Source organism: Microbulbifer mixtoriginis (SeqCode) (assembly GCF_052466695.1).
Map to the genome: position 1 here is coordinate 3,112,210 of NZ_CP174285.1, position 13,611 is coordinate 3,125,820.

The following is a 13,611-nucleotide window of genomic DNA, read 5'->3' on the forward strand; positions in this document are numbered from 1 at the left end:
AAAGATTGGGTACTTTTTGTTAACTTTTCCATCCTGAGCCTGAATTCAGATAAACATTAACGACCCCTATAAGACATTTCGATAACCATAAGAGATCGCACTACGCGATAATGGCTTATCATCTTATATTTAAACTCTCTACACGGAGGCAAATCTTCGCGGACCTCCTAATACGCTGTACACAAGAGCAATTATTAAGCCACTGAGTAACCCACCGATATGAGCGGCGTTAGCTACCCCAACTCCAGTTAATAGAGTCACAACACCCAGAGCGCACAATAACAGCCACACCAGGGCTACAGTGAGAATTCCTGCAGGTATATCCCGCCACAGAGGCTGAAAACGCTGTAAAACCAAGGCGAAACCGACCAAGGCATAAACGACGCCAGACATACCGCCAAAACGAATCCCAGGCTGCCAAAAATACTGGGCCAGATTGGAGGCGGCGGCGCCGAGCAGCACCAACACAACAAATAAAATACTGCCACCACGGGCCTCTATTGGCCTGCCCAGAATCCAGATCCCCAGGGCATTAAACAGTGCATGGGGTAGGGAGAAGTGCACAACTGCTGGTGTGAATATTCTCCACCACTGCCCCCGCTCCAAATGCCAGGCCAGTGAGGATTGTGAAAAAGAGTCCGCAGCATTTGGATCGGGGTAAATTAATAAGCCAGTGGATAAATTATTAACCTGTAAAAACCAGCCGAAAAAACACAGCGCAATTAATAAAAGACTGAGTGGAGTCCTGTCCAACGGAAAACTTGGCAGGACAGAGACCGCATCCCTGTGTTTTTTACCGGGATTATCCCCTGTATTTCCAAGCTGACTGTCAGTTGCAGCCGCAGAGGTTTGCACCCCTTCACTGCCAGACTCTCGCTCCTCTACCCGCTGCATTTGTACCTGATCGAGATCCAGCTCACCAGAATCCCACCGCTGCAGTAGAGGCTTAAGCATTTCTGCCAAACCAGCATCCGGGCAGAGTAGTAACTGCTGATTTTTTTCCTCGGTGATACGCAAAGGTAACTGGTGGCGCTGGATAAACCGCGCCAGCGCACCGAGATCCTTGGAGAGGGGGAAACTGTAAACAAAAATCCACTGACTCAATTCGGGAAACCCTTAATTCCGACTTGTGTTACGGAGGTAAATTATCAGCTGGCAGGCAGGCTGCTCTAACGGTTTTATTGATATGCCCATCGGCCAGCTTTGGTCTGGCCGATGGGCAATTTAAGACAGATCCGATTTAAACCGCCATGGCCCGCAAGATAATACGCTTCTTTAGCATGGGACTGGCGTCCACCATACTCAAGCCGGTATTACGCAGCCAGCGCCAGTGCAAATCTCCAGCACCAAACAGGGATTTAAAGGCGCTCATGGCCTTTAATGTCGAGGCATTATCTCCACGGCGGCGGCGTTCATAGCGCGCCAATACCGAGGTATGTGCCGGCTCCAGGCCGCGTGACAAAGCGCGATCTATTTCATCGGTGAGTACGCGTACGTCCTGGAAGCCCAGGTTAACCCCCTGCCCCGCAAGTGGGTGAATACTGTGAGCGGCATCCCCAATCAGCACCGCACCGGGTCCGTGGTAGCGCTCTGCATGGCGCGCGCGCAGGGGGAAAGAGAAACGCTCACTGACGGATTCCACTTTACCGAGGCGGCTCTCAATGGCCTTTTCAAGATTGAGGGCAAACGCCTGGTCATCCAGCATCAGTAATTCACGCGCGAGAGAATCATCCGCCGACCAAACCACGGCACAGTGGTTGTCGTCTCCGAGACCGGCCATCGGCAAGAAGGCCAAAGGGCCGCTTTGCATGAAGCGTTGCCAGGCGGTGTGTCGGTGGGACTTCTCACAGCGGGCTACACAGACCAGAGCGGTCTGGTGGTAATCGGTTTCCTGGCAGCGGATGCGCAATAAATCACGGACCTTGGAACGAGCCCCATCAGCGCCGATCAGCAGGCGTGTTTGCACTATCTCAGCCTGCTCGCGCAAACCTTCGACCCCATCATCAGACTGCTCGCCCCGCGGCTGTAAATGCCAGAGTCCACAGTCGCGCCACCAGCTCTCCAAGCGGAAGCTGTTAACCAGCTCAACATTGGACAGGGCCTCTAGCCGCGCGCGTAAAGCGGCGACGATAATATTGTTCTCGACGATATGTCCCAGATTGGGCAATTGCACATCGCGGCTGTTAAAGCGCACCGAACCAGTACCATCAGCATCCCAAACGCGCATCTCCACGTAGGGGCAGGCCCGTTGCGCGGAGATATCCTCCCAGGCTCCAACCTCTTCGAGCAACTCACGTGACGCCTGGGTAAGCGCCACAACCCGCGGCTCGTAGCTATCGGATTGCTGCACAGTGGTCTCTGGAGAAGCCTCCAACAGCGCCAAGCGCATATTTGGGTGGCGCACAGCGAGCAGTGCTGCCTGAGCCATACCCACCATTCCCGCGCCGACAATGGCAAAGTCCAAACGGTGTCTATTCATATCTAGCCAATTCCACTGTTGTGCCAAATTTAACGCCCATCGCGGTGCAACGTTTGAAACCCCGCCATTTTGGCTTGGGGTTAAAGCCCAAACCCTGCCGCCTGCCCGGCAAACTGCTGCCGCAGTGGCGGTACCAGTGTAAGGCCAAGCATCCCCAGTTGGCGTACTACTTGTTGGAAAGGGTTAGCCGAGGAAAACAATGCCGGGATTCGGTCACTGAAACCTACGGTTAACTGCTGGTCGAGCCTTCGGTTTTCCCCATAGGCCGCCAGCCACTCCAGCTGCCCCACAGCACCACTCTGCACTTGCGACCGCGCCAGTGACTGGGCCAGGGCATAACAATCGCGCAGGGTCAGGTTAAACCCCTGACCCGCCACCGGGTGCAAGAAGTGGGCACAATTACCCAACAAAACCAGGTTGCGACGCCACTGCTCACGAGCCAGAGAAAGACTGAGAGGATACCCTTGTAGGGCCCCAGCTCTGATAAATCGACCGGCTCGCCACCCAAATTGCTGTTGCAAGCGTTGCAAGCGCTGCTGCTCTGGCAGCGCACAAACTACATCGGCCTCCTCTTCTGCACAGGCCCAAACCACAGCGGCGCGGTGTACTCCCTCACGACGAGGTAGAGGCAACAGCGCCATGGGGCCGGATGCAGTGAAGCGCTCATAGGCAACGCCATCGTGGTCCCGTTGTAGAGCAACAGTAGTGACCAACGCCCTCTGTTGGTACTTTACTGTGTCAATTTCCATGCCCAGCTGCTTGCACAGCGGTGAATCGACACCGTCAGCAACAACCAAAAGGTCACATTTCATTACCTGTTCCGAACCGCCATCCACGGCTGACCAACGCAAGTTAGCGCCCTCATTATCCATCTGCACCGAAGTTACCCGAGCTGGGGAGATAAGCCTGACCGCAGTGTCATTTAGAGCATTGTGCAGAATGGGCCCCAGCGCCGCATTTTCGATGACTGCTCCCAGCATTCCAGCAAAACTGGCCTGCTTCTGTGCGCCTGCAGAGAGGGCCGCGCCAAAGGCATGGCCGCGATCACTCACCTGGATACGTTTGATTGGAGCACTGTACTCCCGCAGTGCCGGCCAGAGACCCAGCTGCTCAAACAGCTGCAGACTGCCGGCAGCAATCGCTGTGGCGCGGGTATCAAAGCTGGGCAATTGCACACTCGCTGAGGCATTGGGCAGAGACCTCTGCTCCAATAACTGGACGCTGAGGTGAGGACAGAAATGTGCCAGCATCAGTGCCAGACTGGCACCGGCCATACCACCACCAACAATGGCCACATCTACCCGCTCTAGCGGCTCACTCATGGAAACCTCCCCTTACCCAGTGGTTTGAATAGCTATGCCCACTGAATAATAAAATCTCAAATTAAATTAGCGGGTCAGTAAATCCCGCCCATGGCGCATGGTGTACTCAATGTCTGCCACGGCTTTTGGAGCACCCTCAGACAAAACCCTCACACCTTCGGCAGTGAGCGCAACATCGTCTTCAATACGAATCCCCATACCGCGAAATTCCAGAGGTATGCGATCATCGTTTGCAGGAATATAAATACCGGGCTCTATAGTCATCACCATACCCGCTTCCAACTGCCGCCAAGCGCCCTGTACCCGATAGTCGCCCACATCGTGGACATCCATACCCAACCAGTGCCCTACACGGTGCATATAAAAACGCTGATAGGCACCCGAATCGATCAGTTCACGAAAGTCTCCTTGCAACAGCCCCAAGTCCAGCAAGCCGCGTGTGATTACCTCAACACTGGCACCATGAGGCTGATCCCAGTGGTTGCCGACACAAACCTGCTCCATTGCTGCCGCCTGCGCCACCAAGACAATTTCATACACTGCTTTTTGCGCATCACTAAAACGGCCATTGACCGGATAGGTTCGGGTAATATCGGCGACGTACCCCCGGTATTCACAACCCGCATCGACCAATACCAAGTCGCCATCGCGCATCCGTGCCTTATTGCTGCAATAGTGCATAATCAGGGCATTGCGACCGCTGCCGACTATTGTCGGGTAGGCAGTTTCCCGGGCACCAGCATCCATAAAGCTATGTAAGAGAGCCGCCTCCAACTGGTATTCGTAAAGTCCCGGCTGGCAGCGCACCATGGCGCAGTGATGTGCAGCAGCGCTAATTTCCCCTGCACGGGCCATCAAATCCAATTCCCGTTCGCTCTTGAGCAGACGCAGCTCGCGCAACTGATAATCCAGGTCAAGCATTTCCGGCGCCCCCTTGCTGGAGGGCGCCTCCTGTATCGCCTGTAGATAAGCGCGCAGCCGTCGATCCAAATGGGCATAGCGCCCCATAGGGAAGTAAATACGCTCTCGCCCTTCCATTAATCCGGGCAGAATATCGTCGAGGTCGCCGATGGGAAAAGCATCCGAAAGACCAAATTGAGCTACTGCGCGTTCTGGTCCCAGACGTGGCCCATCCCAAAGTTCCTTCTCTTTATCGCGCTCGCGACAAAACAGCAACGTGTCTCCCTGACTGCGGCCGGGTAGAAGCACCAGTAATGATTCCGGCTCATCGAATCCGGTTAAGTAGAGAAAGTCGCTGTCCTGTCGAAAAGGAAAGTAGGTATCACGGGAGCGCAGCTGTTCCCCAGCCGATGAGATGATCGCCAGGCTATCCGGGGCCAACCCCGCCATAAGCCGGGCGCGTCGCAGGGCATATTCCGCCCCGCTAATCAGCGGATCTTTTGCGCTTTCGCTGCCGCTCATCAGTGGACGGTGGGGCCGCTGCCGGAGTGGCTGCCGCGCACTTCGGTAAATATGTTGAGCACCGCAACCCGCACATACTCCTGCAACTCAATTAATTGCTGTTCAGCTTCTTCACTCTCTTCAACGTGATCAGCATCAACTTGGGAGATAGCTCCAATATCTTTGAGCGCCTCTTCACTGGTGGGCTGCATCTTTACTTCTGCTCCACCGATGCCAAACCCGTGTAAAAAACCCTCACACCAGTGCCCCAGGGCCAGAGTGCGGCTGACAATATCTTCATCGTCGCAGAGGAGCAGCTGAAAAGAGAAATCCGATCCACCCAGCTGCTTGCGGCTTTCCTCCGCCAATTGCAATAAGTCCCGATCTAGATCTGCGGGTACCGCCTCAAGGTCGAGCAACTCCGCCAGTTCTTTTTGCCAGCGTTTTTTATCCGGTTCGGCGCCAGCAGCCAACACGCCACAGGTAAAGCCGTGTAACTCACTCGGGTCCACCTGACCACCCGCGGAGAGAATGGCATTGGCGAGCTGCTCAAATCGGTTGTTTTCTGAAGTCATGATTACCGCACAGTTTTTCTTAATCGGGATGGATTCGATGCGCTGCGGTGGCAGCAGCAGGCATGAGAATCGGGGTTCTAAGGACAATTTTGTGATTGTCCACGCAGGTGGAGCGATTGACCCACCATTTCGCCGGCAATATAGTAGCGGAATCCCTCGCAGTCTGTCGTGTTGCGAACTCAGACGTAGACCTCAAACGCAGGAAATATGGATAAGCTGCAAGCGTTAGAAAGCACCGTGGATTCACTGATCGCCCGCTGCCAACAGCTGGCTAATGACAATCGTGAACTGCGCCGGCAGGAAGCCGACTGGCTGCGCGAACGCCAGCGCTTAATTAAAAATAATGAGGCCGCCCGTTCGCGGGTTGAAGCCATGATTAATCGTCTCAAAGGGCTTACGCAAGAATCCTGATGGCAGACTCTGCATTAACTTCTGAAACCGTCACCGTTTCCATTCTCGGCAAAGAGTACCGCGTTGCCTGTGCCGACGGCGAGCGTGCGGGACTACAGGCTTCCGCTCAATTACTTAATGAGCGCATGTCTCGAATCCGAACCACCGGCACCGTTATTGGCGTAGAGCGTATTGCCGTGATGGCCGCGCTCAATATTGCCCACGAACTTATCCAAGCGAAAGCGGAATTAAGCAGTATTCCCCTGCAGAAAGAAATCCTGGAACGGCTTCAAAATAAGATGCAAAACGCCCTGGGGGATACCGACCCAGAAAGCGAGGCCCAGTCATAACTTTGCCAGCAGTGCCGCAAAACATCCCAATTTGCGGTTAACAGCCCCCCTTTCAACAAGTTATAATTAGTACATACCCTGGGGTGTTGGCCAGCAGACTATGTCCTTGAGCCGATAATCTTACCCTGGTGGTTTCCAGCGGGTGCTGGTGTGCAGGTCCGCCATGTAGCGGAAAGCCTTATGTACCCCGGAGACTGCCACCTTGAACCTTACGGTTCAAGGCTCCGTCTACAGCCGCACACTCGGGGTTTCCATTTCTTTTTCTATTACTCCCCCAATTCATGAGCGAAAATAAAACGCAGCTGCGACGGCGTATGCGCGCGGGGCGGAGGCAGCTTAGTGCCTACCAACAGCGTCTGCATGGCCGCTCTGCCATCACTTTGCTGAACCGAATTCCGCAGATGAAGCGCGCCCTCCATATTGGTATTTACTGGCCAATGGATGGTGAGTTAGATGTTCGCCCTCTATTACAACGCTTTCCGAAGAAGCGCTTCTACCTGCCAATACTACCGGTGGAACCACACCCACACCTGGGCTTCAAGCAGTGGAATGGCAGCCCGCTACCTTTTCGAAACCGTTTCGATATTCCTGAGCCAGTGCGAAGCCCCAGTCGGGCCGCAGGCATATTAGACCTAGTGCTGGTACCACTGGTGGCTTTCGATCCCAATGGCGCCCGTCTGGGGATGGGCGCGGGTTTTTATGATCGTACCTTTGAACACAAACAACTGCTGCCCGGTAGTGGACCACTGCTAATTGGCGCCGCCCACCAATTGCAATGTGTGGATCAGCTGCCAACGGATAACTGGGATATTCCTCTCGATATGGTGGTGACAGAGAAGCGTATCTATCGTTGCCGGTAATTCGTGAGCAGCAACTCTCTGACAAACATCACATAATGCCAAAGTTTTTGAGCACTCAACGGCCTATAAAAAACTAGCTAGGCGCAAAAGCACAAACAAAAAAGGCCGGACACCATAGGTATCCGGCCTTTTTTGTTGTGCTTGGGCAGAGCGCCCCCCGGCATCAGCCTAACGGGTAACCACTCCCTCTTGCAGAGCAGCTGGCGGTTCTTTTTCCGAGGCAAATACCTCGGTCAAACCACTAGTACTCAGCAGAACGCCCGCGACAAAGACAACCACGGCGATTGTCAGCGCATCGGCTTTCATTGGGACCATCCTGTACGATCAATTTTTTTGTTATATGCGTTTCACCCCGCTTATGACCTAAGCCATAGCAAAAGTTCCACGACAAAAGAAGATACTGAACAATCGTCGGAATAGTAACCGTTTATTGAATAATTTCTGCGTTTTTTGTCGCATTTTTGCTCAAGGGGGTTCGACAAAACTTAAACCCTGGTCTACCCGAAAAGAAAGTGAAGAGATACCTTTCTCGCCATGCCCCCAAATTGGGATCAGCTACCCAGAAAGAAGCTGTAAGCGGGATTTTCAGTTTCATCCCAAAAGGGAAACTGCAGTTGCTCCAACAGATCCAATAACTCCTCGCGCTCAGAGGGCTCAACCTGCATACCCGCTAGAACCCGGCCGTAAGCGGCACCGTGATTGCGGTAGTGAAACAGGGTGATATTCCAACGGCCCGCTAATTGCTCGAGAAATTTCCGCAGCGCACCGGGGCGCTCCGGAAACTCAAAGCGGTAGACCACCTCGTGGCACAAGCCCGGAACTCTCCCACCGACTAAATGGCGGATATGTAATTTGGCCATTTCATTATCGGTGAGATCTGTCACGCTATAACCTTTGCGCTCCAACTCTTCTACCAACTGGCTGCGGTCGCTGCCGGCAGAAACCTGCAAGCCGACAAAAATATGCGCCTCACCATCGCCTGCATAACGGTAATTAAACTCGGTGATAGCACGGTCCCCAAGATCGCGACAAAAGCGCAGGTAGCTGCCCGGTCGCTCTTCAATACGCACGGCCAGCACCGCTTCGCGTTTCTCACCAATTTCTGTGCGCTCACTGATATAGCGCAGCCGGTCAAAATTAATATTGGCGCCACTACACACCGTCGCCAGAGCCACATTGCGGCCACCACTCTGCTCTGCATATTTTTTTAAGCCGGCCAAGCCTACTGCCCCGGCCGGTTCGGCAATTGAGCGAGTGTCTTCAAAAATATCCTTGATCGCCGCGCAAATTTCATCGGTACTAACCGTGATCACGTCATCCACTGTTTCGCGCAACACACGGAAGGTCTCCTCGCCAATTTGTGCCACCGCAACGCCATCGGCAAACAACCCTACCTGCGGCAAGCGGACACGCTCACCACTCTTCAGGGCCGCTTTAAGACAAGCCGCCTCCTCTGGCTCCACCGCATAGACACGGGTCTCCGGCCTCACATATTTAATGTAAGCCGCCATGCCCGCAGCAAGCCCACCGCCGCCTACGGGGATAAAAACCGCCTCGAGATTACCCGAATGCTGGCGCAATAACTCCATGGCTACGGTGCCCTGCCCGGCGATCACATCCGGATCGTCATAAGGATGTACAAATACCAAGTCGCGTTCATTCACCAGCTGGCGGGCACGGCTGGCCGCCTCATCAAAAGTATCCCCGTACAGCACCACCTCAGCACCGCGCATACGAACGGCACTGACCTTAATTTGCGGGGTGGTCTTTGGCATCACAATAGTCGCGCGCATCCCCAATTGTGCGGCACCCATTGCCAACCCCTGGGCATGATTTCCCGCAGAGGCGGCAATTACTCCGCGCGCACGTTGCTCCGGGGGCAGTTGCAGTAACTTGTTATAGGCGCCTCGAATCTTGAAGGAAAAAACCGGCTGCAGGTCTTCCCGCTTGAGCAAAATTCGGTTTCCCAGACGGTGGGACAACTGGCGCATTGGCTCCAAAGGCGTCTCAATGGCGACATCGTAAATGCGCGCGTCTAAAATGCGCTTGATATAGGACTTGGGCATGGCGTGTATCAACTGCCGTTGCGGTTAATTTCTGTGCGCGACTCAGGCAAGCGTAGTAGCAGGAGTGGGCGGTCATGGAGCCGCCGCAAGCGCAACACCGGCAGGCCAGTCTAAGCCTTGACCAGCATAATTGCCATTTTTTTAGATTTATTGCGCTTTTTTTTATCGAAAGAAATAGATAAAGCAGAAATAATTGCACAGGAAACTATCCAGCGTATGACCCAGGATGAACTGAAGCAGGCTACTGCTCGCGCCGCCATCGACTATATCTCCCCGCGCCTGGAGGCCGATTCCATCGTCGGCGTTGGCACCGGCTCCACAGCCAATTTCTTTATCGACTACCTGGCAGAGATCAAAGGCCAATTTGACGGCACCGTCGCCAGCTCTGAAGCTTCCGCACAGAGACTCAAGGCCCACGGTATCCCAGTCTATGAACTGAATAGCGTGGATGGCATGCAGTTTTATGTGGATGGTGCCGATGAGACTAATCCCGCCCTGGAGCTGATCAAAGGTGGCGGTGCGGCCCTGACCCGCGAGAAAATTGTCGCCGCCTGTGCTGAGGAATTTGTTTGTATTGCCGATGACAGTAAGTGGGTAGAGACTTTGGGCGACTTTCCCCTGCCGGTGGAAGTCATTCCCATGGCCCGTTCGCTGGTAGCCCGCGAGCTGGTAAAGCTGGGGGGAGACCCGGTCTATCGCCAGGGTGTGATTACCGATAATGGCAATGCCATCTTGGATGTGTATAACTTGAAGATTGAGCAACCCAAGGAACTGGAAGACGCAATCAACAATATCACCGGCGTTGTCACTAACGGAATCTTTGCCAAGCGCCCAGCGGATGTACTGCTGCTCGGCACCAGCTCTGGAGTGAAAACCATCACCGCTGGATAATCTAGAGACATTATGGGACACAAGAATAAGAAACTGCTGGCGGCACTGTTGGGTGCCGTGACACTGAGCGCGGGCTGTGCCACAAGCCCGCCGAGCAACCTCGATAATATCTGCTCTATTTTTCGTGAGAAGAAGAGCTGGTACCGGGAAGCCAAGGCTGCCGAGGAGAAATGGGGATCACCTGTGGCCGTTATGATGGCCATTCTGCACCAAGAGTCGCGCTTTGTGCATGATGCACGCCCCCCGCGCACCAAGATCCTCGGCTTTATTCCCGGTCCCCGGCCCTCAGATGCCTATGGCTACGCCCAGGCACTCGGCAACACTTGGCGCGGATATCAACGCTCCAGCTTTAACTATGGCGCCGATCGAGATGATTTTGGCGACGCCATCGATTTTGTTGGCTGGTATAACAATACCAGCGCGCGCCGCTGCCAAATCCGCACTCGCGACGCTTACCACCTCTACCTGGCTTACCACGAGGGACACGGCGGCTTTAATCGGCGTAGTTTTAAAAATAAAGCCTGGCTCAAGAAGGTTTCCCACAAGGTTTCGGCAAAAGCGCAGCGCTACCAGCAACAACTCAACAGCTGTGAGCAGTCTCTGCCAAAACGCAGGAAGTTCCTCGGCCTGTTTTAGCCCTGAGCCACCGCCGATAAAAATTGCTGCGGTGGCGGGGAATGGCGCCACAGCCGCTCTGAAACTGACTACCCTGAAACTAATGTCTCAGAGTTGATTGCCAACGCTTTCAATTACCGATGGATTCCGCAGCAACACCCAGGCATTTGAGCAGTGTGACTGGGTATTGCTCTGTAGAAGCAAAAGCGCCCCCCAACTTTCAGGAGTGCCCAATGAAATTCCCTTTTAAATATCTCGCTCTTTTCGCCTTGTTGCTCACAGTGCCCTTTGCGACCGCCCAGACAGCAACTTCACAGGCCGAGGCCCCAAAAGTCTCCTTCAGTGAACCTCAGCTCAAGCAGTTTGCTGATGCCTATCGCTCAATCGTGATGTTGAGCCGGGAGTATGCCCCCAAGCTCAAGGCCGCTGCAGATATCAAAGAGGCTGAAGCCCTCAACAAGGAAGCGCAGGGCAAGATGGTCGCAGCTATTGAAAAGGCAGGGTTATCAAAGAGTAAATATCAGGAAATTGCCAGCAGTATTAAATCTAATCCTGCCCTACTGGAAAAGGTCAATAAAATACTGCAACAGGGACACAACCAAAAACCGCAGTAATTCCGATACAATAACTCACTGCACCGCCAATCTGCTCAATTAACAAATAATTGGATTTCGTCGCCGGCCACTGGTCGGCGCAACTTTTCAATTGTGCATGCGTGTTTGTGCTAATTCCGGTCAGCTGGTTTTCAGAATAAATAAGATGCTTTATTGGTGAGTATCCACGAAGAAAAGGCTATTCGATGCTGACTCCCAGCACCCGACAGATCACCGATAAGTTGCTTTTTACCCAATTGCGGTCGAATGAGCCCCAGTCGTGAAGCCGGTAATAGCCATCATTATGGCGCACCCCCTCCTGAATAAACTCCACCTGTGTGCCGTGGCCTGGTAACCCCTTGGCAATAATGTCCTGAACCGTACGTCGCGGCCACCCGGTTGCCTCTTCCAGGGCTGGATTGTTGGGGCGGGGAATCTGTTCAATCAGATAGGCGATCAACATACGCCGACAAATAGTCGGATTCAGCTGGCTTTCGACGGATGCTGACGGCATCGGGCCACTCCCTCATTGGCATGTTTAGGTTATTCTTATCTTATCTGACTTTTCAGTCTAATTTATAGCCACCCTACGAGACGCTTTATCCAAAAGCTGATCATTGGGTTTGTTGGACCATTTATACTCCCTACGCCAGGAGAAAAACATAGCCAAATACTGGAGGACTTGCTCCTCACGCAAAGAGCGAAGAAAAGTGATATTGCTACCACCACTTACACTCTATCTGATAAGTGGTGGCGATAAATCAATGAACATACGTCTAACTTCGTGGAAAAAGCTGCAATAGCTACAGTTTTCATTAGCGCTCCTTTACCGTGCAGCTCGCCAGAGTTGCCCTTTTCTTACACCCGCTGGGGATAAACCTGACTTTCACGCTCGCTTTGCGCATAATCTCTGCTTGCACGTAAAAATTACACCCAGCAAACAAGATCACGTTGAGGGCTGAGACAGTGGAAAGCGAGACTCCCAAACTCCGCGATGCGGACCCAGGTATCCTCGCCGCAGTAGTTCGCGCCCAGCTGGTGGGCGCCCAGACAGCGGGGCTGGATTGCCAACAGTTGCTGCGGGACAGTGGGATAGATCCCGCCCATCTTGAAGATTCCGACAGCCGCATCGGCCGTGAGCAGATGGCCAGTCTACTGCGCCTTGAGTGGGATTTATTGAATGATGAGTCAGGCGGGTTTTTAGCCCGCCCCTGGCTACCGGGTACTTTTGCCATGATGGGCCACGCCTGCATCAGCTGCCCCAACCTGCGGCGAGCTCTATTGCGCTCAGCACGCTTTATCAGCATGGTCAGCGACGACCTGCATATCAAACTGGTAGAGGATGGCGAAGAGGCCAGGCTGATCATTCATCACAGCAACGAAAAACAATTGCCTAATCAGATTTTCGTAGAGTCCATTGCCGTTATCTGGCTGCGCTTTTTCAGTTGGCTGATCGATCGCACCATTTTGCTCGAACGGGTGTTATTGGCCTTCCCGCCACCGGATTACAATGAGGACTACTGCGATATGTTCCCGTGCCGGCATTACTTCAACCAGGCTGAAACCTGCCTGGTTTTTAATACCCGCTATTTACAAATGCCGCTGGTGCGGGATGAGCAGCAACTGGCAGACTTTTTATCCAGAGCACCGGAGTGCCTGCTCACCCAATATAAATCTGACCACAGCTTTACCGGTCGTATACGCCGTATGCTGCAACAACAGAACAGTATTGAGAATCTCTCCCTCGACGATGTGGCTGCACGCCTGTTCACCTCCCCACAAACGCTGCGCCGGCGCCTAAAAGACGAGGGCAACAGCTGGCAGGACATCAAAGACTCTGTACGCCGCGATATGGCCGTGTACCAGCTAAAACAGCAGGAAACCGCAGTGGCAGAAATCGCCGAACGACTCGGCTTTTCTGAACCCAGTGCTTTCAATCGCGCATTTAAAAAATGGACCGGCCTCGCCCCCGGCGCCTACCGCGAGAAATTTCGCAGCTGATTGCCAGTATTAAATTTCCAACATTAATGGGCGTTTTTTATCGCTTCACAAAATAAATAGCCCCACAG

Annotated in this window: 15 protein-coding genes and 1 other RNA gene; 8 read left to right on the forward strand and 8 right to left on the reverse strand. The window is 53.6% G+C overall.

What is annotated here, in order from left to right:
• Positions 1-138: 138 nt before the first annotated feature.
• The 5 genes from ACJJI0_RS13465 to ACJJI0_RS13485 all read right to left on the reverse strand — a co-directional run bounded on the left by ACJJI0_RS13465 (position 139) and on the right by ACJJI0_RS13485 (position 5,864).
• Positions 139-1,104, reverse strand: a complete 966-nt coding sequence (locus tag ACJJI0_RS13465; protein WP_444882991.1) for a rhomboid family intramembrane serine protease — start codon at positions 1,102-1,104, stop codon at positions 139-141.
• 136 nt (positions 1,105-1,240) lie between these two features.
• Complete coding sequence (locus tag ACJJI0_RS13470) at positions 1,241-2,479, reverse strand: UbiH/UbiF/VisC/COQ6 family ubiquinone biosynthesis hydroxylase (protein WP_444882992.1); 1,239 nt, start codon at positions 2,477-2,479, stop codon at positions 1,241-1,243.
• Between the two features lie 80 nt (positions 2,480-2,559).
• Entirely contained in the window at positions 2,560-3,801 is a 1,242-nt protein-coding gene (gene ubiH, locus ACJJI0_RS13475; protein WP_444882993.1) for a 2-octaprenyl-6-methoxyphenyl hydroxylase, read from the reverse strand.
• Between the two features lie 66 nt (positions 3,802-3,867).
• Complete coding sequence (locus ACJJI0_RS13480; RefSeq protein WP_444882994.1) at positions 3,868-5,223, reverse strand: aminopeptidase P N-terminal domain-containing protein; 1,356 nt, start codon at positions 5,221-5,223, stop codon at positions 3,868-3,870.
• Complete coding sequence (locus ACJJI0_RS13485; RefSeq protein WP_444882995.1) at positions 5,223-5,864, reverse strand: UPF0149 family protein; 642 nt, start codon at positions 5,862-5,864, stop codon at positions 5,223-5,225. The genes ACJJI0_RS13480 and ACJJI0_RS13485 overlap by 1 nt, the downstream gene beginning before the upstream one ends.
• Positions 5,865-5,984: 120 nt before the next feature.
• Here ACJJI0_RS13485 and ACJJI0_RS13490 point away from each other — a divergent pair, with 120 nt between their 5' ends.
• The 4 genes from ACJJI0_RS13490 to ACJJI0_RS13505 all read left to right on the forward strand — a co-directional run bounded on the left by ACJJI0_RS13490 (position 5,985) and on the right by ACJJI0_RS13505 (position 7,377).
• Positions 5,985-6,188, forward strand: coding sequence for a TIGR02449 family protein (locus ACJJI0_RS13490; protein WP_152455364.1), 204 nt, complete (start codon positions 5,985-5,987; stop codon positions 6,186-6,188).
• Complete coding sequence (locus ACJJI0_RS13495) at positions 6,188-6,517, forward strand: cell division protein ZapA (protein WP_252083593.1); 330 nt, start codon at positions 6,188-6,190, stop codon at positions 6,515-6,517. Before ACJJI0_RS13490 ends, ACJJI0_RS13495 begins: the two co-directional genes overlap by 1 nt.
• Positions 6,518-6,589: 72 nt before the next feature.
• A non-coding RNA gene (gene ssrS / locus ACJJI0_RS13500) (6S RNA) lies at positions 6,590-6,770 on the forward strand.
• A 28-nt stretch (positions 6,771-6,798) separates the two neighbouring features.
• The gene (locus tag ACJJI0_RS13505; RefSeq protein WP_444882996.1) at positions 6,799-7,377 is read left to right on the forward strand and encodes a 5-formyltetrahydrofolate cyclo-ligase; all 579 of its coding nucleotides are present in this window, start codon (positions 6,799-6,801) and stop codon (positions 7,375-7,377) included.
• Positions 7,378-7,545: 168 nt separating this feature from the next.
• Here the strand turns inward: ACJJI0_RS13505 and ACJJI0_RS13510 are convergent, their stop codons facing one another.
• Both ACJJI0_RS13510 and ilvA read right to left on the reverse strand, forming a co-directional pair.
• Positions 7,546-7,683 carry a hypothetical protein gene (locus ACJJI0_RS13510; protein WP_252083595.1) on the reverse strand — a complete coding sequence of 46 codons (138 nt, stop codon included), beginning with the start codon at positions 7,681-7,683 and terminating at the stop codon, positions 7,546-7,548.
• A 245-nt stretch (positions 7,684-7,928) separates the two neighbouring features.
• Entirely contained in the window at positions 7,929-9,443 is a 1,515-nt protein-coding gene (gene ilvA / locus ACJJI0_RS13515; RefSeq protein ID WP_444882997.1) for a threonine ammonia-lyase, biosynthetic, read from the reverse strand.
• Between the two features lie 216 nt (positions 9,444-9,659).
• Here ilvA and rpiA point away from each other — a divergent pair, with 216 nt between their 5' ends.
• The 3 genes from rpiA to ACJJI0_RS13530 all read left to right on the forward strand — a co-directional run bounded on the left by rpiA (position 9,660) and on the right by ACJJI0_RS13530 (position 11,563).
• Entirely contained in the window at positions 9,660-10,334 is a 675-nt protein-coding gene (gene rpiA / locus ACJJI0_RS13520) for a ribose-5-phosphate isomerase RpiA (protein ID WP_444882998.1), read from the forward strand.
• Positions 10,335-10,346: 12 nt separating this feature from the next.
• On the forward strand, positions 10,347-10,970 hold the full coding sequence (locus ACJJI0_RS13525) for a transglycosylase SLT domain-containing protein (RefSeq protein WP_444882999.1): 624 nt from the start codon (positions 10,347-10,349) through the stop codon (positions 10,968-10,970).
• Positions 10,971-11,182: 212 nt separating this feature from the next.
• A complete protein-coding gene (locus ACJJI0_RS13530) occupies positions 11,183-11,563 on the forward strand; it encodes a DUF4168 domain-containing protein (protein ID WP_252083599.1) in 381 nt (126 codons plus the stop codon).
• A 178-nt stretch (positions 11,564-11,741) separates the two neighbouring features.
• On the opposite strand, the gene ACJJI0_RS13535 is transcribed toward ACJJI0_RS13530, so the two are convergent.
• A complete protein-coding gene (locus ACJJI0_RS13535; protein ID WP_444883000.1) occupies positions 11,742-12,056 on the reverse strand; it encodes a helix-turn-helix domain-containing protein in 315 nt (104 codons plus the stop codon).
• Between the two features lie 452 nt (positions 12,057-12,508).
• Between ACJJI0_RS13535 and ACJJI0_RS13540 the strand changes: the two genes are divergently transcribed.
• A complete protein-coding gene (locus ACJJI0_RS13540; protein ID WP_444883001.1) occupies positions 12,509-13,543 on the forward strand; it encodes an AraC family transcriptional regulator in 1,035 nt (344 codons plus the stop codon).
• The last annotated feature ends 68 nt before the right edge of the window (positions 13,544-13,611 follow it).